General features: G+C 57.4%; 24 protein-coding genes. 7 read left to right on the top strand and 17 right to left on the bottom strand.

Translation table 11 applies throughout. From position 1 onward, the window contains the following. Positions 1 to 38: 38 nt before the first annotated feature. The 8 genes from yut to E8K88_RS06935 all read right to left on the bottom strand — a co-directional run bounded on the left by yut (position 39) and on the right by E8K88_RS06935 (position 6852). Positions 39 to 1019, bottom strand: coding sequence for an urea transporter (yut, locus tag E8K88_RS06970; RefSeq protein WP_136405932.1), 981 nt, complete (start codon positions 1017 to 1019; stop codon positions 39 to 41). Positions 1020 to 1095: 76 nt separating this feature from the next. Next, the gene (locus tag E8K88_RS06965; RefSeq protein WP_136405931.1) at positions 1096 to 2031 is read right to left on the bottom strand and encodes an urease accessory protein UreD; all 936 of its coding nucleotides are present in this window, start codon (positions 2029 to 2031) and stop codon (positions 1096 to 1098) included. A 20-nt stretch (positions 2032 to 2051) separates the two neighbouring features. Beyond that, the gene (gene ureG / locus E8K88_RS06960) at positions 2052 to 2696 is read right to left on the bottom strand and encodes an urease accessory protein UreG (protein WP_136405930.1); all 645 of its coding nucleotides are present in this window, start codon (positions 2694 to 2696) and stop codon (positions 2052 to 2054) included. 38 nt (positions 2697 to 2734) lie between these two features. Further along, positions 2735 to 3475 carry an urease accessory protein UreF gene (locus E8K88_RS06955; RefSeq protein ID WP_205880037.1) on the bottom strand — a complete coding sequence of 247 codons (741 nt, stop codon included), beginning with the start codon at positions 3473 to 3475 and terminating at the stop codon, positions 2735 to 2737. Continuing rightward, entirely contained in the window at positions 3453 to 4172 is a 720-nt protein-coding gene (locus E8K88_RS06950) for an urease accessory protein UreE (RefSeq protein WP_136405929.1), read from the bottom strand. The genes E8K88_RS06955 and E8K88_RS06950 overlap by 23 nt, the downstream gene beginning before the upstream one ends. 151 nt (positions 4173 to 4323) lie before the next feature. Next, positions 4324 to 6042, bottom strand: a complete 1719-nt coding sequence (locus E8K88_RS06945; RefSeq protein ID WP_136405928.1) for an urease subunit alpha — start codon at positions 6040 to 6042, stop codon at positions 4324 to 4326. Between the two features lie 27 nt (positions 6043 to 6069). Beyond that, complete coding sequence (locus tag E8K88_RS06940; RefSeq protein WP_136405927.1) at positions 6070 to 6534, bottom strand: urease subunit beta; 465 nt, start codon at positions 6532 to 6534, stop codon at positions 6070 to 6072. Positions 6535 to 6549: 15 nt separating this feature from the next. Next, the gene (locus E8K88_RS06935; protein ID WP_136405926.1) at positions 6550 to 6852 is read right to left on the bottom strand and encodes an urease subunit gamma; all 303 of its coding nucleotides are present in this window, start codon (positions 6850 to 6852) and stop codon (positions 6550 to 6552) included. Positions 6853 to 7345: 493 nt separating this feature from the next. Here E8K88_RS06935 and E8K88_RS18310 point away from each other — a divergent pair, with 493 nt between their 5' ends. After that, entirely contained in the window at positions 7346 to 7510 is a 165-nt protein-coding gene (locus E8K88_RS18310) for an IS3 family transposase (protein WP_240754381.1), read from the top strand. 75 nt (positions 7511 to 7585) lie between these two features. Here E8K88_RS18310 and E8K88_RS06925 read toward each other — a convergent pair whose 3' ends face one another. From E8K88_RS06925 to queC, 4 genes are all read right to left on the bottom strand, one after another. After that, positions 7586 to 8368, bottom strand: coding sequence for a potassium channel family protein (locus tag E8K88_RS06925; protein WP_240754380.1), 783 nt, complete (start codon positions 8366 to 8368; stop codon positions 7586 to 7588). Positions 8369 to 8700: 332 nt separating this feature from the next. Next, positions 8701 to 9066: a 6-carboxytetrahydropterin synthase gene (locus E8K88_RS06920; RefSeq protein WP_136406016.1), complete on the bottom strand. Its 366-nt coding sequence runs from the start codon at positions 9064 to 9066 to the stop codon at positions 8701 to 8703. Positions 9067 to 9089: 23 nt separating this feature from the next. After that, positions 9090 to 9722 carry a 7-carboxy-7-deazaguanine synthase gene (gene queE / locus E8K88_RS06915; RefSeq protein WP_136405925.1) on the bottom strand — a complete coding sequence of 211 codons (633 nt, stop codon included), beginning with the start codon at positions 9720 to 9722 and terminating at the stop codon, positions 9090 to 9092. Further along, positions 9719 to 10420, bottom strand: coding sequence for a 7-cyano-7-deazaguanine synthase QueC (queC, locus tag E8K88_RS06910; RefSeq protein ID WP_136405924.1), 702 nt, complete (start codon positions 10418 to 10420; stop codon positions 9719 to 9721). The genes queE and queC overlap by 4 nt, the downstream gene beginning before the upstream one ends. A gap of 567 nt (positions 10421 to 10987) precedes the next feature. Here queC and msrP point away from each other — a divergent pair. Next, entirely contained in the window at positions 10988 to 11968 is a 981-nt protein-coding gene (msrP, locus tag E8K88_RS06905) for a protein-methionine-sulfoxide reductase catalytic subunit MsrP (protein WP_136405923.1), read from the top strand. A gap of 48 nt (positions 11969 to 12016) precedes the next feature. After that, positions 12017 to 12649 carry a protein-methionine-sulfoxide reductase heme-binding subunit MsrQ gene (locus E8K88_RS06900; protein WP_136405922.1) on the top strand — a complete coding sequence of 211 codons (633 nt, stop codon included), beginning with the start codon at positions 12017 to 12019 and terminating at the stop codon, positions 12647 to 12649. A 125-nt stretch (positions 12650 to 12774) separates the two neighbouring features. On the opposite strand, the gene E8K88_RS06895 is transcribed toward E8K88_RS06900, so the two are convergent. Continuing rightward, positions 12775 to 14091: a TIGR03862 family flavoprotein gene (locus E8K88_RS06895; RefSeq protein ID WP_136405921.1), complete on the bottom strand. Its 1317-nt coding sequence runs from the start codon at positions 14089 to 14091 to the stop codon at positions 12775 to 12777. Between the two features lie 167 nt (positions 14092 to 14258). Next, positions 14259 to 16115: a S9 family peptidase gene (locus tag E8K88_RS06890; RefSeq protein WP_240754378.1), complete on the bottom strand. Its 1857-nt coding sequence runs from the start codon at positions 16113 to 16115 to the stop codon at positions 14259 to 14261. 94 nt (positions 16116 to 16209) lie between these two features. On the opposite strand from E8K88_RS06890, the gene E8K88_RS06885 reads away from it, so the two are divergent. From E8K88_RS06885 to prfH, 4 genes are all read left to right on the top strand, one after another. Continuing rightward, positions 16210 to 16692 (top strand): acyl-CoA thioesterase, encoded by a 483-nt coding sequence (locus tag E8K88_RS06885; RefSeq protein WP_136406014.1) that lies wholly within the window; start codon positions 16210 to 16212, stop codon positions 16690 to 16692. 353 nt (positions 16693 to 17045) lie between these two features. After that, the gene (locus E8K88_RS06880; RefSeq protein ID WP_136405920.1) at positions 17046 to 18671 is read left to right on the top strand and encodes a glycerol-3-phosphate dehydrogenase/oxidase; all 1626 of its coding nucleotides are present in this window, start codon (positions 17046 to 17048) and stop codon (positions 18669 to 18671) included. A 566-nt stretch (positions 18672 to 19237) separates the two neighbouring features. Continuing rightward, positions 19238 to 20422 carry an RNA ligase RtcB family protein gene (locus E8K88_RS06875; RefSeq protein WP_136405919.1) on the top strand — a complete coding sequence of 395 codons (1185 nt, stop codon included), beginning with the start codon at positions 19238 to 19240 and terminating at the stop codon, positions 20420 to 20422. Next, positions 20413 to 21084, top strand: a complete 672-nt coding sequence (gene prfH, locus E8K88_RS06870) for a peptide chain release factor H (RefSeq protein ID WP_136405918.1) — start codon at positions 20413 to 20415, stop codon at positions 21082 to 21084. Before E8K88_RS06875 ends, prfH begins: the two co-directional genes overlap by 10 nt. Positions 21085 to 21250: 166 nt before the next feature. On the opposite strand, the gene miaA is transcribed toward prfH, so the two are convergent. The 3 genes from miaA to efp form a co-directional block, all read right to left on the bottom strand. Continuing rightward, the gene (miaA, locus tag E8K88_RS06865; protein ID WP_136405917.1) at positions 21251 to 22255 is read right to left on the bottom strand and encodes a tRNA (adenosine(37)-N6)-dimethylallyltransferase MiaA; all 1005 of its coding nucleotides are present in this window, start codon (positions 22253 to 22255) and stop codon (positions 21251 to 21253) included. A gap of 17 nt (positions 22256 to 22272) precedes the next feature. Next, on the bottom strand, positions 22273 to 23616 hold the full coding sequence (gene gdhA / locus E8K88_RS06860; protein ID WP_136405916.1) for an NADP-specific glutamate dehydrogenase: 1344 nt from the start codon (positions 23614 to 23616) through the stop codon (positions 22273 to 22275). A 293-nt stretch (positions 23617 to 23909) separates the two neighbouring features. Next, positions 23910 to 24464: an elongation factor P gene (efp, locus tag E8K88_RS06855; RefSeq protein ID WP_136405915.1), complete on the bottom strand. Its 555-nt coding sequence runs from the start codon at positions 24462 to 24464 to the stop codon at positions 23910 to 23912. Between the last annotated feature and the right edge of the window lie 240 nt (positions 24465 to 24704).

Below are 24704 nucleotides of genomic sequence, written 5' to 3'. Positions count from 1 at the left end.
CACAACAAGGAGTTTTGCAGAGCTTGCCCAGGTTTCCTTTACGACTTTTCCAACAAATGGTCTGACTGAATATGGCTGTGCGGATGCGGTGCCATCATTTTTTTCGGTGCAATGAACAAATACATCGTGAGCACATAAGGCGCTGTAAAAGAAGGCAGCCCATCAGGCAGCATGATGATGTCCAGCGCACCTTGCACAAACACCGTCACGACTGTTGCCAGACCCGCGTACACCGCTACGCGCCAGGATGGCTGCAAGAACACGACCCCCACGGCTATCGCCGTCAGCACTGGACTAAAGCCATACAAACCTTGCGAGACTTCGATCGGGTTGGCCTTCATACCGATTGCCACAACCATTGCAATCAGCGAGCCCAGCGCGGCGGCGATCCCTGCGGGTACTGAAGCCATGAAAATGCCGATCAGCACCAACACACCGCTGATGGCACTGCCAAGTAAAAAAACCTGGGCAATATTGCGAAAGAAAATCTCTAGCAACTCTGGCGCCGAAGGGATGGTGACCAGCCCCTGCAGATAGTCCGTGCCCAACTCCGGCTTCTCGCTGATCAGTTCCAGCCCGCCAAAAGAATACGCGCAGGCAGCCAGCAACCAGCCCGTTAGCACAAACGGGCCGGTCGAGCCAGGAATCGCCCAGGTTTTGGTCAAAGTCGAGGCCACGGCAGAGGTAATCACCGTGCTGGCTGCCGCACCGAACACCAGCAAAAACCAAAGCGCCGCCGAATCCGCCACAAAGGTCGGCAGCGCCACCCCGACCAAAATCCCATTGAAGCCAAACAGCCCCGCATCGATGGACTTCTGATCACATTGCAACCAATTGGCAGTGAGCGTTGCCACCACCAAACCGACCACGGCACCAATCGCAATCGCCCATTGCGTCGACACATACGATGCGTAGGCGATGGCCGCCAAAAAAAATGCGCCGGTGACCTGGTTTTCCATAAAAAAAACCTGCCCCGAACCGCGCAAACATACCGCGAGGAAATTCGACTTTTTTGACATGGTCTTGCTCATCTTTGCTGCCTCCACACAATATGCGCCGTACAGGGGTCGTCCTACTTAGAACATGTTTAGGTTCTTAGCGCCAGATAAACTCCTCTGGCAAAGTACGTCCTTTGGCCTGTTCACGCACAATCTTCCAAAAACGGCGTACCTCTGCGCGCACATCGTAGGACTCAATGCCCACCACACGCAGCGTCAAACCGGCCTTATTGGGCAGGCGCGAAACGCCGGACACCACGCGCCGGCCATCTTCATCCCAGCGCGGCTCAAACAATGCCTCGATGCGTTCGGCGACATCTGGCGGCGTGAGGCACAAAATATTGGCGAAGGCATCAAAGCCCTTCATCACTGCCGGATAGTTCACGGTGGCGTCAGCCTGGCCGACCAGCACTTTTTCATTGAACAAGGCCGTGCCATCAGGACGGGTTACTTTGACAGCCATGGACAGCAAATCAAACCCAAAACGCTCATCGGCGTGGTGGTGCTTGCGCCCAGACATCATCATCTCGCCATACAGTACCGTGGCACTTGCATCAACGACGATGTCGGTCTGGTTAAAAAAGCGCGATGTCCGATACGGAATCGTGAAATCAGGCAAGTATTCCAGGTAAGCCCCTGCGGCCACGTGCAGGCTCTGGTGCTGCGATGCGTAATTGGCATCCATTTGATGGATGCGGTTTGCACCTTGCGAGCCCACATGCGCGCAAGCGCCTTGCTCCACGGTGATATCGATTTTGTAGCGATCGCCTTGCAAAATCCCGCCGCCCACCGAAATGATGGAGCAAATCGGCAGCTCTGGCATCGCCTCGTCCCAATAAAGGGCTTGCTGGACCAGCAAAGGTGCAACGCGGTAGAGGTCGTGCAACACCGAGCGGTTTTTTTGCATGGAAAACCCAAGCCGCAATACGCCAATCTTGCCTTGTGCAGCAGCCGGCATTTGTGCTGGCTGCGATTGGAAGTCCTGCAGCTCAGGCGCACTGTCGATCTGACTGAGTTTCGGATGCAATGTCATCGCCAGCTCTCACCTATCCCTTACAAGGCAGCAGCGGCGCGGTTAACCTGCACATCGAACAAGGCCATGTCCAAAATCAAGTCAATCAACTGGTCAACCCCCTCGCCGGTCTTACAGTTGGTAAACACAAATGGTTTTTTACCTCGCATGAGCTTGGAGTCGCGGTCCATCACTTCGAGGCTGGCGCCAACATACGGTGCCAAATCCTGTTTGTTGATCACCAGGATGTCCGACTGGCAAACGCCGGCGCCATTTTTGCGTGGAATCTTGTCGCCACCGGCCACGTCAATCACGTAGATATAAAAGTCCGCCAGCGCAGGGCTGAAGGTCAAGGTCAGGTTGTCGCCACCGGACTCGATGAAGATCACATCGCTGTCAGGAAAAGCCGCTTCCATCTCCTCCACCGCAGCAATGTTCATGGACGGGTCCTCACGCACAGCCGTGTGCGGGCAGGCGCCAGTCTCAACGCCGATGATCTTCTCCTCAACCAGGACTCCCTTGAGCGTGCGGCGAACCTGCTTTGCATCCTCAGTGGTGACCACGTCATTGGTAATCACCAAAGGCTTGATGCCCATTTGTATCAAGCGCGGAATGATGACCTCAATCACCGCGGTTTTGCCCGATCCAACCGGGCCACCGATACCAATGCGGGTAATTTTCTTCATGGCGTCTTTCTAGAAAATAGTTCGTTCAGTGTGTGCGTTCAGTTCATGAACAAACGCACATGGGTTTTGGTGTGGTGTGCCACCAAGACATCGAAAACTGGCGCAAATACTGACATGTCATCCAGCTCCATATCACGTACTGCAGCGTAATCCTCGCCAACGCGCTGCTGAATCTCAAACAGCACCGATTGGGTCTCGAAGTGGTCGATGCGCATCAAGCGCACCGCAGCGCTAAGCACCATGGAAGCAACGCCGTACTGGTGCAGCACAAACGCCTCCTGGTCTGTGGCTTGTAACTGAGCCAGCACAATCGCCTGTGTCACGGGAAAGCAGCCAGGCGTTTGTTCGGCCTTGATTGCCGTTAGCCAAATTTGCGCCAGCGGAAAGTCACCGATTTTCAGTGACAACTCCGCCAGCTTCTTGCCCATGCGCGCCAGCATCAACTGCTGCTCCTGACCGACCCGGCGACTCCACAGCGCTTGATCGGCAGCCTTCAGCGCCTCAATGTCCTGCGCGCGCGCTGCCCGCAAAGCATGCAACAGCGCAATGCCGTCCATACGAGCGGCTTGGCGCACGACCAGCTCGACATAATCGCGCAGGCTGCTGCGATCGCTTACAACGCCGGTTTGTATGGCGGACTCCAGGCCATTGGAGAACGCAAAGGCACCGACCGGCAGCGTTGAATCGGCAAACTGCATCAAACGTGCAGCACGGACCATATCGCCCAGCCCAACATCTGGCGCCACACCTGCGGCATCAATGTTTGTGCTGGTGGTCATGGTGCTCGTGTGGATGAGAATGCTCGTGTGCATGCGTGTGCTCATGGGAGTGCTCGTGCGAATGAGGGTGTTCGTGCGAGTGCCCGTGTGCATGCGCATGCCCATGGCTGTGCGCGTGTTCATGCGCATCAGCCTGCACAACAGCAGGATGGTGGTGGTGCGGTGTCGCATCCGCGCCTGCAAAGAGCAGGCGCACCTCGGTCGCGCTCAATTTGGCAGCCACCTGCTCACCCGGGACAAACGAAGTCTTGATGTGCTTGTATGCATGGGTACGCATGACCGACGCCATCACCTTCTGGTCCACAGACAGTGGCACATACACCGTGGTGTCTTTAATCACCGCTGGCCAGTGCTGGTTGCCCAAACCATGGCCGAGTTCAAAGCAGGTTGAGAGAATCTCCTGTGGTGACAAGGACTCCAGACCTTGCAGCTCGATCACCAGCACATCTTTCAAGCCAATCTTGGCCACCACCGCCGTGTTGCTCGCTGCATCGACATGCAGAATGTCACCATCATGCAAATGCGCATCGCGTGACAGCGAAATCGCCAGCTCAACGCCGCCCTCGCTGGCTTTGCGCAAACGGCTCTTGGGCGCCTCCCATTGCTCCAGCACCAACTGGTCAATCGTCATCTGCTTGGCCTTGTCTTGCCATGCCGCATCTTTGATATTGCCAAGAATTTTTTCAACAAGAATCATGTTTCCCTCTTTCTGCTGTTTGCCCCTGCGCAACTGAGCAGGTTGCGCGTATGCCTCATCGTGGACTCAGCAAGTGCCGCCGCGTCAGCCCCAAGCCTCCCATAGCCCGGCGTCAAACACCGCTACAGACCGCCTGGAGCTGCAGCCCTGCTTAGCTGAAAAAATACAATTGCGACATCGGAATACTCTCGGCAGGTTTGATCGTGGCGTGCTTGCCGTTGACCCGCACTGCAAAGGTTTCCGGATTCACCTCAATCACAGGCATACAGTTGTTGCGCACCATCGAATGCTTGGTGGCTGTGCGCGTGCCATAAACTGGCATCACTTGTGATTGCAGGTTGTAGCGGTCGCTGATGCCGGCCTCGTAGCCTGCACGCGAGGTAAAAGTCACGCGGGTTTTACTCAGGGCCGAGCCCATCGCGCCGAACATCGGCCGGAAAAGCACCGGCTGAGGCGTTGGCAAGGAGGCATTAGGGTCCCCCATCTGCGCCCAAGAAATCGCCCCACCCTTGATCACCATCTTCGGCTTGACGCCAAAGAAGGCTGGCTCCCACAGCACGAGATCGGCCATCTTGCCAACCTCGATCGAGCCAATCACATGGCTGACGCCCTGCGCGATGGCCGGATTGATGGTGACCTTGGCCACAAAACGCAGCACGCGCGCATTGTCATTGCCTGAGCTGTCGCCCTCGTAAGCGCCCATGCGGCTTTTCATCAAATGCGCGGTCTGGATGGTGCGCAGCCAGTTTTCACCAACGCGGCCCATCGCCTGGCTGTCACTCGACAGAATCGAGATAGCGCCCATGTCATGCAGCACATTCTCGGCGGCAATGGTCTCCACACGCACTCGGCTCTCAGCAAAAGCCACATCGGTCGGAATGCGGGGATTCAAGTTGTGACAAATCATGGTCATATCAAACAACTCGGCTTGCGAGTTGATGCCAAACGGCAATGTCGGATTCGTCGAGCTTGGCAACACATTGCACAGACTGGCAACGCGAATAATGTCAGGCGCATGACCGCCGCCCGCGCCTTCCGTGTGGTAGGTGTGGATGGTGCGGCCTTCAAAGGCAGCAATGGTGCTTTCGACGAAACCGGCTTCGTTGAGCGTATCGGTGTGAATCGCAACCTGCACATCATGGCGGTCAGCGGCCGCAAGTGCCACGCGGATCGCCGCTGGCGTCGAGCCCCAGTCCTCGTGAATTTTCAAGCCCATGGCACCCGCGCGCATTTGCTCGTCCAAGGGAAACGGCGAGGAGCAGTTGCCCTTGCCAAGCACCCCCGCATTGACCGGGAACGCATCAAAGGCGCGCAACATCATCTCGATATTCCAAGTGCCAGGCGTGATTGTTGTGCCATTGGTGCCATCCGAGGGGCCAATCCCACCGCCAAACAAGCTGGTCACGCCATTGCTCAACGCCGCCTGTGCCTGCTGCGGAGAAATGAAGTGCACGTGCGCATCAATGCCGCCGGCGGTCAGAATCAGGTGCTCACCAGAGATCGCATCCACACCGGGGCCCAAAGCCAAACCTGGCGTCACGCCCGGCATCACAGAAGGATTTCCTGCCTTGCCGATGCCACACACCACCCCATCCTTGATGCCAACGTCGGCCTTGATGACGCCCTGGATCGCATCGACGATGGTGACGTTGGTGATGATCAGATCCGGCGATCCGGCCGCTTGCGTCAGCTCATTGTCATAGCCCATGCCGTCGCGCAGCGTCTTGCCACCGCCATACACCGCCTCTTCACCGTAAACGCGCAGATCTTTTTCAATCTCGATGAACAAGTCAGTATCCGCCAAGCGGATTTTGTCACCGGTCGTCGGGCCATACAGGTCCGCATATTGCTGCCGAGAAATCTTTGCCATTGTTGAACCCCTGTTGCAAGTGTCGCGTTATTCCGGTTTATTCTTGAAGCCGTAGCGCTCAATGCGCTCCATCGCGTCAGCCAGACGCGGGCGGTAACTGTGGGTGCTCTCATCGCCCACCCAGCCATCGACCAGGCCATTAAAGCCATGCACGCGCTGCTTGCCCTGAAAAGGCACCAGGGATACTTTGCGCTCATCGCCCGGCTCAAAGCGCAAGGCCGTGGTCGCAGGAATGTTCAAACGCAAACCAAACGCCTGTTTGCGATCAAACTCCAGCGCTGTATTGACTTCGAAGAAATGGAAATGCGAGCCGACCTGAATCGGACGATCGCCAGTATTGCGCACCGTGATTTCGGTCACAGGGTAGCCTGCATTGATTTCAATATCGCCAGCACCAAATACCAATCCGCCAACCGGCACCTTGGTCGGCTGCGCAGCCGCTGTGGCCACAGGTGCTGGGGCTGCTGCTTTTTTGTCTACAGAGTTTGCCATATGCGCTCCACGTTATCAGACGATCGGATTGTGAATGGTGACCAGCCGACTGCCATCGGTAAATACGGCCTCCACTTGCACGAAGCTCACCATCTCCGCAACCCCCTCCATCACGTCATCACGGCTCAGAACATGGCGCCCCAACTCCATGACCTCTTCCAACGTTTTCCCAGCGCGTGCGCCATCCAGCGCTGCAGCAGAAATCAATGACACGGCTTCCGGATGGTTCAACTTCAGCCCTTGATCCTTGCGTTTTTGAGAAATAAGCGCAAGCGTATGGATCATCAGCTTGTCAATTTCTCTCGGCGTAAAATTCATTAGCAGCTTCCTCCTTGGTTGGTCTCATAAGCGATGCCGCAGCACTCCTACATTCTGGGATATGCGCCCCTGCCAAAGCGATACACATACGGCGTTGTCAGAATATCTTACATTGATGTCAAAGCATGAAAATCAGAATGAATAGTTGAAAAATTCTTAAAAACCTCGGCGGCGCTTCGATGATCGCATGAATCCTTGCAAGCTGCTACTTGCATTGCCACCCCAAGAGCCTGTTCACTATCTCCGAGCAGTCGCACAAGGCACCAAAAAGGCTGTGCAAGGACATCACGATAGGCATCCGGACGGAAGAAGAAAGCAAACGCTAGGCGGCCCAGCGTAAAACGGCCTTGGTCTTGGAGGCCCTGCAAGGGAAAACGACAGTATCTGCAGCCAGCCGAGTCTCTGACTCCGCCCCCTCAGAGAAGAAGCCATGGGCAGAAAAAAGCAAGCGCGGAGATGAAGAACAGGCTCGTACAACACTGAGCAAAACGGCATGGCTGAGTGCGTCATTCGTACACTCAAAGACCCATGCGTGCACCGCTATAGTTTTGAGCGCTTGCAGCACGCCAGCCGGGTGGTTGCCGACTGGGTTGGCTTGCACAACAAACAGCGCCCATACCTGGCACCCAATATGCCCCCTGCTGAGGTTGGTGCCTGACGTTGGTGCGTTAACCGCCTGGTCTGTGCAGAAAAGGCTGGGTCAATACATTGGCCCTGGCAGGCCATCTATTGCTCAGCGCTGATTCATCCGCTGCACCAGCGACGTGATATAGACCGTGAAAATCGGAAACACCGTCAAACCAATGACGGCCAAAAACACGGTGGATATCTTGCCCAAAACGGTCACCGGCACAATGTTGGAGCCCAGCGTGGTCACCGTCAGCGAAGCCCACCACAGTGCATCGTCATAGTTGGTCACCAATGGGTTCACGCCTTTTTCAAACACATAAAAGATCAGTGTTTGAAAATAAAAGAGCGAGAAAAAGCAAATCAAATAAGCCACCAGCAAGCCGGTCAGCTTGTTGCTCACCACCATTTTGACCAAAACAATCAAGGCCACCCCGCCGCGCAAAATCGGCAGGAATTTGAGCAAGTACTGGATTTCTTGCGAGAACGTTAACGAGAAATAGTCAATCAAGCTCAAATAAGGAATGGAGAGCAAAATCAACAAAAAGTGGCCAATCACATAGCTGCGCTTTCTGGAGCCCAGCAGCAGCAGCAAAGACACATCGACCAAGAAATACACACAGATCCACAATTGAATCCGCGCATACACCGAGTCCTGAATAAATGCCTGGCCTGAAAACGCTTCCATCGAGATACTGCCAATCAGCACCAGCGAGCCAATGGCCGCCATGAAGCTCAGCAAGCGCTCCAGGCGCTCGCGCCAATGGCTTTGTTGCACCTCCACAGCAGGCCGTATTGGGGACGCAGCCAAATCTGGCAGCAAGTCCGGAGCGGAAGATGGTGCTGGCACGGCCGGTGCCGGTGCGGGTGTGGCGGGCTGGTCTGGCATTTTTTCAACAAATAAACAAGGGCAGAACTGCAAAGCTCTGATCAATGGCCCAATGCAAGCAATGGCATTCACAGGCAACAGCAACACCTGCTACGCTCAACTCTAAGGCCGAGGGTGCTGCAACACTTCGCAGAGTATTTTTGACGCAGCCAAAATAATACCCCTTGTCTACCTGCCCGCTCACCAGCGCGCTATTCGCACAAAAAAATTCGCACTGGCTCAGGATCTCAGCACAGCTCGCGCAGCCACCAAAATGGGGTGATGTCCGCAGCATCGGGCTGAAATTCAATACTGGCTCTGCACCCGCAGCGCACAAAGCTGGGCATATGCGCTCACTTCCAGCGCAACACACAGCGGTCACCGCTGGTGCGACGCTCGACCATCACCGCGCACAGATTGGGCACAGCCGGCTCCAACTGCGTGCGGATGTATGTGCAAAGGTTTTCCAAGGTGGCCGGACCTATGCCCTCGACTTCGTCGAGCAAGCGGTGATCCAGCTTGTCGCGCAGCCGGGCAATTTCGCTGCGTAAAAAACCCAAGTCAATCAACATCCCGGACTTGGGATCAGGCAGACCGCGCACCGTCACTTCGGCCTCATAGGTATGGCCATGGATGCGTCGGCTGCTTTCAACCTCAATGGCGCGGTGCAACGTGTGGGCGGCATCAAAAAAGAATCGTTGCGAGAGTTCGTACTGCACTTGGCTGGCTTGCGGCATGGCCATTAGCGAATCTCCAGCACTTTGTGCGTTTGCACTGACAAGCGCCACTGCGTATGGTTTTGGCAGTAATCAATGGCCGCACGGGTATTTTGGCGCAGCAAAGGCCCATCCATCGGTTGCAACAGGTAGAACTGAAAGTCCACACAGGTAATGGTTGCGGGCAGCAAGCCTGGCTGCGGGTAAACCAATTTCAATTCGTCACCGCTGCGCTGCACCCAATCCGCACCGGCTTTGGGGCTGACGCAAATCCAGTCAATACCAGCAGGCACTGCCACCGTGCCATTGGTTTCCACCGCAATCTCAAAGTCCTGCGCATGCAAGGCTTCTATCAATGCCGCATCCACTTGCAACAGCGGCTCGCCACCGGTCAGCACCACATAACGGTGTGCTTGGCCAGTTGGCCAAAGCGCAGCAATGTGTGCAGCCAAAGCCTCGGCTTGGCCAAACTTACCGCCCAAAGTGCCATCTGTGCCCACAAAATCGGTGTCACAAAACTGGCAGGTGGCTTTGAGCCTATCTTCCTCTCGGCCAGTCCACAGATTGCAGCCGCTAAAACGGCAAAACACCGCAGGCCGTCCGGCGCGCAGGCCTTCGCCCTGCAAGGTGTAGAAAATCTCTTTGACGCTGTAGGTCATGCGGCCTCCCCACGGTAGGCCTCAAAACCACTGCGGCGCAAGTCACAGGCCGGGCACTGGCCACAACCATAGCCCCAGGCATGGCGCTGGCTGCGCTCCCCCATGTAGCAGGTATGGGTGTGCTCTTCAATCAGCGCAACCAGCTCTGGCCCGCCCAGTTGCTCGGCCATTTGCCAGGTCGCGGCCTTGTCCAGCCACATCAGCGGGGTCTCCAGCACCAGCGGCGTATCCAGACCCAGGCTCAAGCTCACTTGCAAAGACTTCAATGTATTGTCACGGCAGTCGGGATAGCCAGAGTAATCGGTCTCGCACATGCCGCCCACCAGCACCGTCAAACCACGGCGGTAGGCCAGCGCGGCCGCAAAGGTGAAAAACAGCAGATTGCGCCCTGGCACGAAGGTATTGGGCAAGCCCGATTGTTCAAATTCAATCGCTTTGGCCTGTGTCAGCGCGGTGTCGCTGATTTGCCCCAGCAGGCCCATATCGAGCAGGTGGTCTTCACCCAACTTGTGCGCCCACTGCGGAAATTGCTGGCGCAAGACTTGGGTGAAAGTGCTGCGGCATTCCAGCTCGACCGCATGGCGCTGGCCGTAGTTGAAGCCCAGTGTTTCGACATGCGCGTAGCGCTCTAAGGCCCAGGCAAGGCACGTAGCGGAATCTTGACCGCCAGAGAAAAGCACGAGTGCAGAGGTATGCATAGTAGGAATCCGTGATGACAGGTTTAGGCGCGGAATGGGTCGCCAATTACGATGCCGGCTGTGCTGACGCCCACGCATGCAACCTGCTCACAGCGCAGCAAAAAGCTGCGCGAGCTGGGATACACACAGGGACGATGGATTGCATTGCTTGCGTCTGTTTTACAGCAGGCCCTGCCACAGCCTGCTCAGTACGTCCCTAATGCAATCCAGCCTGAACACCAAAGGAGCCCAAGTATAAACTGCTTATGCGTGCCAATTCAGCATGCACATATACACACGCACGCACCTAGGATGCCTGTTCAAGATCTGCGCGCATCAAGCGCAAGCTGTGATGTGCCTCGTGCGATGCCGAGTGCGTCAGCCCACCGAAGGCGCGCTGTACCGCGAGAGGTTTTGACAATAATTAAATATTGCGGATGAATTGTTTGCGCACAATATTGTCATAGAAGCTTGTACAGAGTATGAATGGATTGCAAATCAGGCTGTGCGCAGTTTTTTGAAAAAGCGTATAACTGCTTGCATGTTCGCAAGTGCCCCCGTTCTGAGCTGAAAACAAGGATCACCACCATGCTGATACGAACAAACAACACCGGCTTCATCCATCCTGATCACCGCGACATCACGCCCGAATCGCTGTACATGAACCGACGCGCTTTGCTGCAGTTGGCCGCAGCCGGTGGCGCGAGCTTGGCAGTGGGTTCAGCATGGTCACAAACCCCTGGTGAATTGGATCTGGCAGCGATGCAAACGGTGCGCTCGGCAGTGCCGGGCGCGATCTCAACTGAGAAACAAACACCGTTCCAGGATGCCTCCAGTTATAACAACTACTACGAGTTTGGCTTGGACAAAGGCGATCCGGTCAAAAACGCCCATACCTTGCAAACCCAGCCCTGGACCGTGAGGGTTGAAGGCCTGGTCAACAAGCCGCAAACCTTTGATATTGACCAATTGCTCAAACTCAGTGCGCAGGAAGAACGCATCTACCGCCTGCGCTGTGTGGAAGGCTGGTCAATGGTCATTCCTTGGATTGGCTATTCACTCTCCAAACTGCTGGACAAGGTCGAGCCGCAAGGCAGCGCCAAATACGTCGAGTTTGTGACCCTGGCCGATCCCAAAACCATGCCCGGTTTGCGCAGTGGCGTGCTGGACTGGCCATACACCGAAGGCCTGCGCCTGGACGAAGCCATGAACCCGCTGGCGATGCTGGCTTTTGGCATGTACGGCCATGCGCTGCCCAAGCAAAACGGCGCGCCTGTGCGCCTGGTCGTGCCTTGGAAATACGGTTTCAAAAGCGCCAAGAGCATCACGACGATTCGTTTGGTCGAGCAGCAGCCGGGCACGGCCTGGAACAAGGCCGCGCGCAATGAATACGGCTTTTACTCCAACGTCAACCCCGATGTACCGCACCCGCGCTGGAGCCAGGCCACCGAGCGCCGCATTGGCGAAGGCGGCCTGTTTGCCCGACGCAATAAAACGCTGTTGTTCAATGGTTATGAAGAACAAGTAGGCCAGCTATACGCCGGCATGGACTTGCGCAAAAACTACTAAGATCGTAAACACGTTCTAAACCCCAACACATTGAAACGGGGCACTGCGATGGCGTTCAAACTCACTCCCGGACAGCGCAGCGCAGTGCGCGTGCTGTCGCATCTACTGTGCTTGGCACCTGCAGCTTGGCTGCTGTATTTGGCCATCACCGATGGCTTAGGCGCGAACCCGGCAGAAGCCCTGCTGCGTTCGCTGGGTGACTGGGCAATTCGCTTTATCTGCCTGGCCTTGGCCGTGACCCCATTGCGGCAATGGCTGCACTGGAATGCAATGGCCAAATACCGGCGCATGCTGGGCCTGTATGCATTTTTCTATGCCAGCTTGCATTGGCTGTCGTATGTGGTGTTTGACATGGGCCTGGATTGGCCCGGTATCATCGCTGATCTGGTCAACCGCCCATTTATCCTGGTTGGCACACTGGCCTGGTTGATTCTGCTGGTGCTGGCCATCACCTCGATCCCCAAGCTCATTCGCCTGATGGGCGGCAAACGCTGGCAGTGGCTGCACCGCAGTATCTACGCGGCAGCGGCCTTGGCCGTGCTGCATTTTTGGTGGATGCGCGCTGGCAAAAACAATTTTGACGAGGTCTGGTTGTACGGCTCGATCATCGCCGCGCTGCTGCTGGCTCGCGTAGTGTTTCGGGTCAGAAAAGCACGGCTGCAACACGTAGTCAAATCGTAGGGTGGGCAGGCTTCCGGCCCACGCGGATGTGCCCGACCTGAAGATAAGGCGCGGCCTTTCTAAAACGTCCTTTGCAACACCGTATGTTTTTACCGCAGATGGCGTGGGCAGGAAACCTGCCCACCCTACGCGTTTTGTGTCATAGGCATACACCCTAAATAACGCCGCACCCCACGCGCCACATGCACGCCTGAGGCCATACAAGCGGTCAGCAAATAGCCGCCAGTAGGCGCTTCCCAATCGAGCATTTCGCCCGCGCAAAACACCCCTGGCACATGCACGCACATGCCGTTGTCATCCAGCGCTTCCAGGCGCACACCACCCGCCGTGCTAATTGCCTCATCGATCGGTCGCGCCGCCGCCAAAGTCAACGGCAAACTTTTAATAGCAGCGGCCAGCTGGGCGATATCCGCCATGCCGGCCTTGCCAAGCACCTCATAGAGCAGTCCTGTTTTCACGCCATCCAAACCCAGCCGCGTTTTGAGATGGCTGGTCAAACTGCGCGAACCTCTGGACTTGCTCAGCTCGGTCAGCACCCGCTCAGCAGACCACTGCGGCATCAGGTCCAGCGTTAAACGCGCGCTGCCGTGCTGCGCAATCGCATCGCGCAGCAGCGCCGAAGCCGCATACACCAAACTGCCTTCAATACCGGTTTGCGTGACAACAAACTCGCCCTGGCGCTCAAACGCAGGTCCTTTGCCACCTTCAAACGACAGCACAACCGATTTGATTGGCGTGCCCGCAAAGCGCTCGCGAAATACCGTGCTCCAACCTAAGGCCGTACCGTCTTGCGCAGCCACATCAAAGCCGCAATTGGCAGGCTGTAAAGGCGCCACCTCCACCCCTTTGGCCTGCAACCACGGCAGCCAAGCGCCATCAGACCCCAATTGCGCCCAGCTGCCACCGCCAGTTGCCAGCACCAAGGCCTTGCAATCAATCGTGTGCAAGCCCTGTTCGCTCTGCACCAGCGGCTGGCCTCGGTCATTCCAGCCCAGCCAACGATGGCGCATATGCAGTACCACCGACTGCGAACGCAGACGCGCCAGCCAAGCTCGCAGCAAAGGCGCGGCTTTCATATCGGTTGGAAAAACCCGGCCTGAGCTGCCCACAAAAGTATCAAAGCCCAAGCCTTTGACCCATTGCACCAATTGCTCTGCCCCCCAGGCTTGCAACCAAGGGCGCAGTTGCTCGCTGCGCTCGGCATAGCGGCTGACAAAAGGCCCGAATGCTTCCGAGTGCGTCAGGTTCAGACCGCCTTTGCCAGCCATCAGAAACTTGCGTGCAGCCGACGGTTTGGCCTCGAACACATGCACTGACAAGCCCGATTGCGTCAAATGCTCGGCCGCCATCAAGCCCGCTGGACCCGCGCCAATGATGGCCACATCACAGGCGATGGGCGCGGCCTGGGTGAGCGACAGGGCTTCTGGGGCACAAGTGGACATGGGGGAATCTTTCATTCAATCGCAGCGAGCACAGCGGCCGAAACTGGGTTGCCCCGGCTGGCCACCTGCCAAAGGGTGCGAACAATACCACGTCGGCCAGTGGTTTTCTAGCCAGCCCCAGCCTGCCAAGCATGGATCTTGGCCAAGCCTGGCGGCCCCACCCCGGCTTAGCGAGCCAGGTGCTGCGCCAAAAAGCGCTCCATGGCCTCATAAAACTCGAACTTGTTCTCGTCGTTGTGAAAACCATGGCCTTCGTTGTCCTTGACCATGTATTCAACCTCGACACCGCGCTGGCGCAAGGCCTCAACGACCTGGTCGCTCTCGGCCTTGTTCACGCGTGGATCTTGCGCGCCCTGGGCAATGAACAAAGGCGTTGTGATCTTGTCAACATGCAGTGCCGGGGACGTTGCAGTCAAACGGTCCTTGTCTTTGACCGGGTCACCAACCATGTCTTGCATCATCGTCAGCATCGGTTTCCAGTACGGTGGAATCGTGCCCATGAAGGTAAACAGATTCGACACACCGACGTAATCGACAGCGGCCGCATACAAATCCGGCGTGAACGTGATGCCAGCCAGCGTGGCATAGCCGCCGTAGCTGGCACCGTAAATGGCGATGCGCTTGGGATCGGCCACGCCTTGTTCAATCAGCCAGGCAACGCCATCGGTGATGTCGTCTTGCATCGCCAGCCCCCATTGGCCAAAACCTGCCTCCCAAAACGCACGGCCATAACCGGTCGAGCTGCGGAAGTTGATTTGCAACACGCCATAGCCGCGGTTGGCCAGGAACTGCACCTCGGGGTTGTAACCCCAGCTGTCACGCGCCCAAGGGCCGCCGTGTGGATTGACAATGATCGGCAGGTTTTTCGGGTCCACGCCTTTGGGCAAGGTCAGGTAGCCGTGGATCGTCAAGCCATCGCGGCTGGTGTAGTGGATAGGCTGCATCTGGGCCATTTCGGCCTCAGGAATCAGCGGGTTGATATCGGCCAGCTTGGTCAGGCTGTCGCTGCTGGCGTCGTACAAATAGCGCGAGCCGGCCGTGCGGTCGTTGTGCGCAGCCACCACAAACAGGGTTTCGTCCTTGTTGTGCGACTGCAGGCTGACTTCGTAGCCCGGCAACTGGGCCTTGAGCTTGTCGTACAAAGCGCGGCTGTTGTCATCAAAGAAGTGCAGCTGGACTTTGTCGGTTTCATACGCAGCGACGGTGATGACTTTGCGCTTGCTGGAATAAGCTACGCTGGCCAGATCCACTTCTTCGGTGCTGTAGATCAGCTCCTCCACATCGGGCTGGGCCGGATCGATGCGCACAAAGGCCACCTTGTCGCGGCCTCGGTTGCTCATCAAATACAGCTGCTGGTTGTCAAAGCTGAAAAACGCCGGGCTAACGCTGGTGCGGTAGTCGGTGGTGATCAGCGGGCGAAACTCCTCTGCCTCGCTGTCGCGGTAGAGCAAGCTGGTGTGCAGCCCATCGGTGGTCGTGGCTGCACGCACTTTGCCCGCGTGGTCGGTGGCCCAGCCAACGATATTGCCGGGATTTTCTGCCACGCGCACGGCCTCGCCGGTGTGGATATTGACGCGGTAAACGTCGAACACCTCGGGGTTGCGGTGGTTGTGACCAATCAGAATATGGTTGGGATCGTCTTCCAGATCGTCTTCAATGCCGGCGCGCACCTGCTCAAACGGCGTCAGGTCGGTCACTTTACCGGTGTGCACGTTGACGGCCAGCACATGGAAATTTTCATCGCCGCCAAAGTCCTTTTGGAACAGCACGACGTCGTTGCCTTTGAAAAAGTAGCCGGCGATATCGCGCGCGCTTTCCTGTGTCAGCTGGCGAGCCTCGCCAACCAAGCTGCTGCCGTCCAGCGCCTGCACAAAAATATTCATGCGAGCGGGTTGGCCATCGACGCTGGCAGGCTTCATAAAGCCCAAAGTGCGACCATCGTCCGACAGGCGAAAAGCCGCCTGCTCAGGGTTGCGGAAAAAGTCACGTAATGGAAGCTGAGGGGCCACGGAAGCAACAGACACTTGTTTTTCTCCTGAGATATGCAGAACACGAAATACAAAGCACAGACAATAACGCCTTTTAAGCCCCACAATAAAGGAATCCGCAATGCCCACAATGGCGCCTGGCAATCACCAATTGACGATGACAGTGTTGATGATGCCTGATATGGCCAACTTCTCCGGCAATGTCCACGGCGGTCAGATTTTGAAGCTACTCGACGAAGTCGCCTACGCCTGCGCCAGCCGCTACGCTGGCACCTACGCGGTGACCATGTCGGTGGACCAGGTCGTGTTTCGCCAACCTATTCACGTCGGCGAATTGGTGACGTTTTTGGCTTCGGTCAATTATGCAGGCCGCACCTCGATGGAAATCGGCATCAAGGTCGTGACGGAAAACGTGCGCGAGCGCAGTGTGCGGCACACCAATAGCTGCTTTTTCACCATGGTTGCAATGGGCAGCGAAGGCAAGCCCACGCCCGTGCCGCCCCTGAACCCGCAAACTGCGGAGGAGGTGCGCCGCTACCACCAAGCCCAGCAGCGCCGCCAATTGCGCCAAGAGTTGCAAGAGCGCTACCAAAGCATCAGCCAGGCCAGTTAAGCAACAGAGGACATAGCGGCTTATGCTGTCAAAGTCCCATGCTATGGTTGCGCTATTGCCATGCTATTTTTTAAGAACGTGTTTACGATCTTTTTGCTGTCGCGCAAGGCACAAAAAAGTGGCAGTGCAAGGCGCCTGTTGCAGTTCATACGTCTGTATGAACAAAACGGGCAACGCCGCAATGCGCTTTTTTGTGCCTTGCCCTCTGAGTTGGAGCCCAAAAGGCACGCTGCTTTGTTAAAAATCCTCGCCGAACGGCTAGCCCGACTGCGGTTTTTGCCGCTCATCGTATCCTTTTGGGCTCCAACGCGGTCTGTAAAAAGATCGTAAACACGTTCTAAGACTTTGTGACCATGACTTCACCGCACCCCGCCCTGCCCCCCACTCCATCACGCGCTGACCATTGGAAGGCGCTGGCCAATGCCGGGCCATTGGATCTGTTGGTGATTGGTGGCGGTGCCACCGGCCTGGGCATTGCCGTCGATGCCGCGAACCGGGGCTTGCAAGTGGCCTTGGTCGAAGCCGAGGATTTTGCCAAAGGCACGTCCTCGCGCGCCACCAAGCTGGTGCATGGCGGTGTGCGCTACCTGGCCCAGGGCAATATCGCACTGGTCAAAGAAGCGCTGCACGAGCGCGCCGTGCTGCTGGCCAACGCGCCACATCTGGTGCAGCCACTGCCGTTTGTCATGCCCAGCTACCATTTCTGGGAGTCGGCGCTGTATGGCACAGGCCTGCGCATGTACGACGCACTGGCCGCTGCAGATCGGTTGCCCGCCACCGAGTCACTGTCTAAAGCGCGTACCGAACAACTGCTGCCCAACGTCAACCGCAGCGGCTTGCGCGGCGGCATTCGCTACTGGGATGCACAGTTTGACGATGCCCGCCTGGCACTGGCTCTGGCGCGCACTGCTGCCCAGCAAGGCGCGCATGTGCTCAATTACGCCCGCGTCACAGGCTTGCTGCACAACGCACAAGGCCAGGTCAGTGGCGCGCGCATCACCGAGCGCGAAAGCGGCCAAAGTATCGACTTGCAAGCACGCTGCGTGGTCAACGCCACCGGCGTCTGGGTTGACCAGTTGCGCCAGCTCGATGAAGGCCAAAGCGGCCAGACCGTGATCCCAATGGTTTCGCCCAGCCAAGGCTCGCACTTGGTCGTAGACCGCAGATTCTGGCCCGGCGACAACGCGCTGCTTGTGCCCAAAACCCGCGATGGCCGCGTGCTGTTTGCCGTGCCGTGGCTAGGCCATGTGATCCTGGGCACCACCGACCAGTCACGCCAGGATTTACCGCTAGAGCCGCGCCCCGCGCATGAGGAAGCCGGCTTTATCCTGACCGAAGCGGCCCGCTATCTGGCCGCCAAACCCAGCGCTGCCGATGTGCGCAGCCAATGGGCTGGATTGCGCCCGTTGGTCAAGCCACCACGCAGCGGCCACGGCGGCGCGGCCACGCAAAGCCTGAGCCGTGAACACACGGTGCATATTTCAGCGCATGGGCTGGTCACCGTCACCGGCGGCAAATGGACAACCTACCGGGCGATGGCCGAAGACGTGCTGCGCCAATGCCAAATGGCCCATTTGATTCCGGTCAAGTTGCCCACTTGCCAGACGGCCCATTTGCCTCTGGTGGGCAGCCCCGGCCAGCCAGCTGCGGGAGCGTCTTTGACACACAGCCTGCAGCAACCCGCAGGCCTGGCGCAATACGGCAGCGAGGCTGCGCTGGTGCAAGCCTTGCCGGGGGCCGATGTGGCTGTCGATGCCGGCGGCACATTGAGCGAAGCCATGGTGCGCTTTGCCGTGCGTTATGAATATGCGCGCACGGTCGAAGATGTGCTGGCGCGCCGCTCGCGTTTGTTGTTTGTCGATGCGGCGGCTGCGGCGCAAGCAGCGCCACGGGTGGCGGCGATCATGGCCGAAGAATTGGGCGCGCCGGTCAGTGCTGAGGCGTTCCTAGGCTTGGCCAAGCAATACCAGATGGGCTAACACAACCCCGTAAGGCGGGTTGGAGCAGAGCGTAACCCGCCATTGCGCGGTCGACCACAAAGGCAATTTTTCTGCATAAATGCAACACTTTCAGCAGGCACCAGCCTGCCACGCTAGGCACGGCAAACCATTTGGCCTAGACTTCGCAACTTCTTTGGGCGTGTCAACGCATTTGCCGCGCTTGCCACCGCCTCTTCTTCAACGCCTCGTTTGTAAAGGAAATGCCATGACTCAAGATCTTGCCCATGCGCTTTGCAAGCCAGCTGGCGTTGCGCGCATGGCCTGACACACGCTCCAGGCGTTGATGCTCTGCGGGGCCGTATGCCCTGCAAGCGGACTCTGATCCGCCCTCTTGGAAAACCCCTTTGTCTGTCTGCTGTTCGCCCTTGATTGAATGGGCACGGCTTGGCTTTGCACGCCCATACGGCGTATGGCCAAAGACAGTGGCGGACCATCCACGCTGCATTCAAGCCCTCTGCCAAGCGTGTGCTTCGCAGCCATGCACCGCACCAACTCTCTGTGCTTGCTGATGAATTTGTTGAATTTTTACTTTCAAGGAATCCCCAATGGGCCATTCTATGCAGGTGAAAGTACGTGCAAATGCAGACGCTGCAGAGGTACGTATTTTTGCCAATCCGGATGTCTGGCTGGAAGCCAGCGCCGTCGAACAACTCCACACAACCGCAACGCTGCCGCACATCCGTGCAGCCGTAGGCCTGCCTGACCTCCATCCAGGCCGGGGCTACCCCGTAGGCGCTGCTTTTTTCTCTACTGGGCATTTCTACCCGGCACTGGTAGGAGGAGATATTGGCTGCGGCATGGCGCTGTGGCAAACCCCATTGAAAACACACCAGTACTCGGCGCAAAAGCTGGAAAAACGCATTGGCAGCCAGGAAGGCGCTTTACCTGAAGCTTTGCAGGCTGGCGCCTATGCAGAATTAAACGGCTTGCTGCAAGAAGTCAGCTTGCCCATTGATGCCAGCCTGCTGGCGTCCAGCCTGGGCACGATTGGCGGTGGCAACCATTTTGCAGAGGTGCTGGCGCTGGACCATCTGTATGAAGCGGCGAGCGCGCTCCAGCTCAGTGCCAAAACCTTGTACCTGCTCGTGCACAGCGGCTCACGCGGTTTGGGTGGCGCGATTTTGCGCGCCCATGTGGATGCGTTTGGCCATCGCGGCTTGGCAGCCAATAGCCCAGCCGCTGCTGCGTATTTGCAGCAGCATGACTTGGCGCAGCAATTTGCCCACTGCAACCGGCATTGGATTGCCCAGCGTTTTCTGCACAGTTTGCGCAGCGAAGGCGAGTGCTTGCTGGATGTTTCGCACAACCACGTGCTGGCGGCCACCTACCAAGGCCAATCCGGTTACTTGCACCGCAAAGGCGCAACCCCGTCAGACCAGGGCATCGTGATGGTTCCCGGCTCACGCGGGGATTACAGCTATTTGGTGCGCCCAGTGGCTGAACGGCAAGAAGCGCTGTGTTCGCTTGCGCACGGTGCTGGTCGCAAATGGGCCAGAGCCGATTGCGAAGGCAGGCTGTCTGCCAAATTCCATGCCAGTGATTTGCGCACCACCCGCTTTGCCAGCAGCGTGGTCTGCAACGACAAGGCCTTGCTGTTTGAAGAGGCACCTCAGGCGTATAAAAAAGTCGACAGTGTCGTGGCCACGCTGGTGGACGCAGGTTTGGTCGAGTTGATCGCACGCTTTAAGCCGGTACTCACCTACAAGAAAGGTGCGCCCACATGCTGCTGATCCAAATCACGGCCGCGCATGGCCCACTGGAATGCGAACTGGCAGCCAAGCTGACGCTGCAGGCAATCAGCCAAGACCTACAACAACAGGCGCTGGAAGTGGATTTACTGGAGGCGCACTGGGGCGCGCAAGGCCTGAAATCTGCGGTACTGGCGGTGCGTGGCGACGGCGCAGCGGCCTGCTTGCGCAGTTGGCAAGGCACGATTCAATGGACCTTTGCCAGCCCGTTGCGCCCAGGCCACCCACGCAAAAACTGGTTTGTCGCGGTGCAGTCCTGCACGCTGGAGCAAGATGCGCAGCCCAATCCGATTGTGCGTGAGCAGGATCTGGTGTTCAAAGCCTGTAAAGCCTCTGGCAAAGGCGGCCAGCATGTCAATACCACCGATTCGGCCGTGCATGCGCTGCATCTTCCTTCTGGCGTCGCAGTGAAAGTGCAAACCCAGCGCAGCCAGTATGCGAACAAACAGTTGGCGCGTGCGCTGATTGCGCTCAAGCTGGCAGGCCAACACCAAACGGCTCAAGAAGAGGCGAAAAAGCAGCGCAGCCATTTGCACTGGAGCGTGGTGCGTGGCAATCCGGTGCGCACATTCACTGCCCAGCCGCAGCGCAAGCCAGGCCGCAAAGGGCAATTGGCCATGCATGTGGTGCAGGGCAAGCCATAAGCAGGCGCTGAAACAAGCAAACGATGGAGGGTGGGCAGGTTTCCTGCCCACGCAGGTGGCGCAATCTGAATACAAGCTGCCTCCTCTTTGCAGCGCAGTTTGCAACGCCCTATGTTTGAACGGCAGCTGGCGTGGGCAGCAAAGCTGCCCCCCCAACCTCGCCGTTTTAAGCTTGTGCCATCACGCGGCGCACAAGGGGCAGTGCTTGCTGCAGTTGCTGCTCGGCATTGAGCAGGTCGCAGGCCAGTACTTGTCTGGTTGGCATGCTGCGCAGCCAGGTCAGCTGGCGTTTGGCAAGTTGACGGGTGGCTGCTTGCGCTTGTGGCACCCAGTCTTTTTCTGCGACTTCGCCATCGCGCATTTGCCAGGCCTGGCGGTAGCCGACCGCGCGGATCGAGGGCAGCTGCGCATGCAGTTGGGGGTTGGCGCGCAAGCGGTCGATCTCATCCAAAAAACCGGCTTTGAGCATCAGGTCAAAGCGCAAATCGGTGCGGGCATGCAACCAGCTGCGCTCTTGTGGCTCCAGCGACACGATGCGCTGGGCAATCCAGTCGCCTTGCCAGGACAGATCACGCTGGCTGCGCTGCTGCAGTTGCGACAAGGGCTGGCCGGTGATGCGCCACACCTCTAACGCACGTTGGATGCGCTGGGCGTCTTGGGGTGCTAGGCGTTGAGCGGTGATGGGGTCGACCTCGGCCAACCACGCGTGCATCGCCGGCCAGCCTTGCTCTGACGCACGCGCGTCCAGCTCGGCGCGCACCGCAGCATCAGCCGGTGGCAGTGGGTCCAGGCCGTTGAGCAGCGCATGCAAATACAGCATGGTGCCGCCAACCAAGATCGGAAAAGCGCCGCGCGCCAGCGCCGCATCAACGGCTAGCTCGCAATCGCGTAAAAAATCGGCCGCGCTGTAGCTTTGGTCGGGCTCGCGGATATCAATCAAATGGTGTGGCGCCTGCGCCAACTCTTCAGGGGTTGGTTTGGCCGTGCCAATGTCCATGCCTTTGTAGACCAAGGCCGAATCGACACTGACCAGCTCCACCGGCCTGTGAGCCTGCAGCGCGCGCGCCAGCGCCAAAGACAACGCCGACTTGCCGCACGCTGTCGGGCCTGTCAGGATAAAAAACGGCTTGCCAAGCAAGCCGTTGTCAGCAGAGTTCAATGGGTTGGACATTCTGCCTGTGCTGCGTTTTAGACCACGCCTTGGGCGATCATCGCATCGGCCACTTTCACGAAGCCTGCCACGTTGGCGCCCTGGATGTAGCTGATAGAGCCATCTTCGCGGCGGCCATACTCCAAGCAAGCCTGATGAATGCCGCGCATGATTTGGAACAGGCGCTGGTCGACTTCTTGGCGAGGCCATGCCAGGCGTGCTGCGTTTTGGCTCATCTCCAGGCCCGAAGTCGCCACACCACCAGCATTGCTGGCTTTGCCAGGTGCAAACAATACACCAGCGGCTTCAAACGCTTTGGCCGCTTCAATGGTCGAAGGCATGTTCGCGCCTTCGGCCACGCACACCACGCCATTGGCGATCAGGGCTTTGGCATCGTTTTCATCCAGCTCGTTTTGAGTCGCGCATGGCAGCGCCACTTCAACTGGAATATGCCATGGACGCGCGCCTTCGAGGTACTCGGCACCGATTTTCTCGGCGTAATCTTTGACACGGCCATACTGCACGTTTTTGATGTCCATCAAAATCGCGAGTTTTTCTGGTGTGAAACCTTCTGGGTCATAGACCGTACCGGCCGAGTCAGAGCAGGTCACCACGTCAGCGCCCAAAGCCATGGCTTTTTCGATTGCGTACTGAGCCACGTTGCCAGAGCCTGAAATCGAAACTTTCATGCCTTGGAAGGATTTCTTGGCCTCATTGAGCATTTCTTCAGCGAAGTAGACCGTGCCGTAGCCAGTCGCTTCAGGGCGAATCAAAGAGCCGCCCAAGTGCAAAGGCTTGCCGGTAAACACGCAGTCAGCGCGGTTGGTGAGCTTTTTGATGTAGCCGGTCAGGAAACCAATCTCACGCCCCCCCACACCGATATCGCCCGCTGGCACGTCAGTGTCAGCACCTACGTGGCGCACCAGCTCAGCGGCAAACGCCTGGCAAAAACGCATGACTTCGCCCTGGCTCTTGCCTTTTGGATCAAAGTCCGAACCGCCTTTGGCACCCCCCATCGGCAGAGTCGTCAGCGCGTTTTTGAAGGTTTGCTCAAACGCCAGGAACTTCAGCACCGACAAGTTCACCGAAGGATGGAAGCGCAGACCGCCTTTATATGGGCCAATGGCCATGCTGTGCTGGATGCGAAAGCCTCGGTTGACTTGTACCTGGCCTTTGTCATCGACCCAGCTGATGCGGAAGATGATGATGCGCTCTGGCTCAACCAGACGCTCGAGCAGGCCCTGGCCGGCGTATTTCTGGTTGTTGGCAATGAACGGCCAGAGGCTCTCGAACACCTCGGTAACAGCCTGGTGAAATTCTGGCTGAAGCGGGTTGCGTGCGGCGACGTGGTTGAGAAACTGCTGCATGGACAGATCGGACATAGGAGATTCCTTGGATTGTTGTTGGGTTTGCAATACGTGCCTTGCCTTACATCGTCTCGACTTGTCTCGATCACACTGGTGGGGCACGCCCTATTGGATTTCACCTGTCTCTGGCTGATTAACGCCGATAAAAAAGCCCCTTTGTGCGGAGCTTTTTTGGCTGGCTATGCAATAAGCAAGGTGCCGCTTGTTGCAACAAAAAACCGGCTACTCAAGGTGAGTGGCCAAATCTTACCTGCGATAGGCATGGCTCTGATTCGCAGGAGCGAATTGGCAACTGACTCGCTAAAGAATTAAACGCGTTTGCGGTATTCACCAGTGCGCGTATCAATTTCGATGCGATCGCCTTGGTTCACAAACAAAGGCACAGCCACTTCAAAACCGGTTGCGATTTTCGCTGGCTTGAGCACTTTACCGGAGGTGTCGCCTTTGACGCCAGGCTCAGTCCAGGTGATTTCGCGCTCGACGCCGGTTGGCAGTTCCACCGAGATGGCTTTGCCATCATAGAACACGACTTCAGCGGCCATGTTCTCTTCCAAGTAGTTCAGTGCATCGCCCATGTTACCGGCTTCGACTTCGTACTGGTTGTAGTCGGCGTCCATCCACACATACATCGGGTCAGCGAAGTACGAGTAGGTGCAGTCCTTTTTCTCCAAAATGACGTTGTCAATTTTGTCATCGGCCTTGAACACCACCTCAGTACCCATGTTTGACAACAGTGCCTTGAGTTTCATGCGCACAGTCGCGGCGCCACGTCCGCCACGTGCGTACTCGGTCTTCAATACGATCATTGGGTCTTTGCCATGCATGATGACGTTACCCGCACGGATTTCTTGTGCGATTTTCATAAAAGATGTCAGTTCTCGATAAAAAGAGAGGCCAAAGCAGCCCACAGCTCGGACTATAGACCAAGCAGCTAGCAGGCCACAGGGCTTCTAAGAAGGCAACGCCGCAAAGCAGCGCGCAAACGCGGTTGATGCACAAATCCTCATGCACGCAGCAGACACAACCACCAACACATCGGTTTGCCGCCACTGCACAGACTGCGCAAAACACGGTATTTTAGCCCCTCATCGCCGATTACGCCA

It is taken from the genome of Lampropedia aestuarii, assembly GCF_004803635.1.
Classification (GTDB): domain Bacteria; phylum Pseudomonadota; class Gammaproteobacteria; order Burkholderiales; family Burkholderiaceae_C; genus Lampropedia; species Lampropedia aestuarii.
This window is presented reverse-complemented; position numbering and strand designations above follow the sequence as displayed.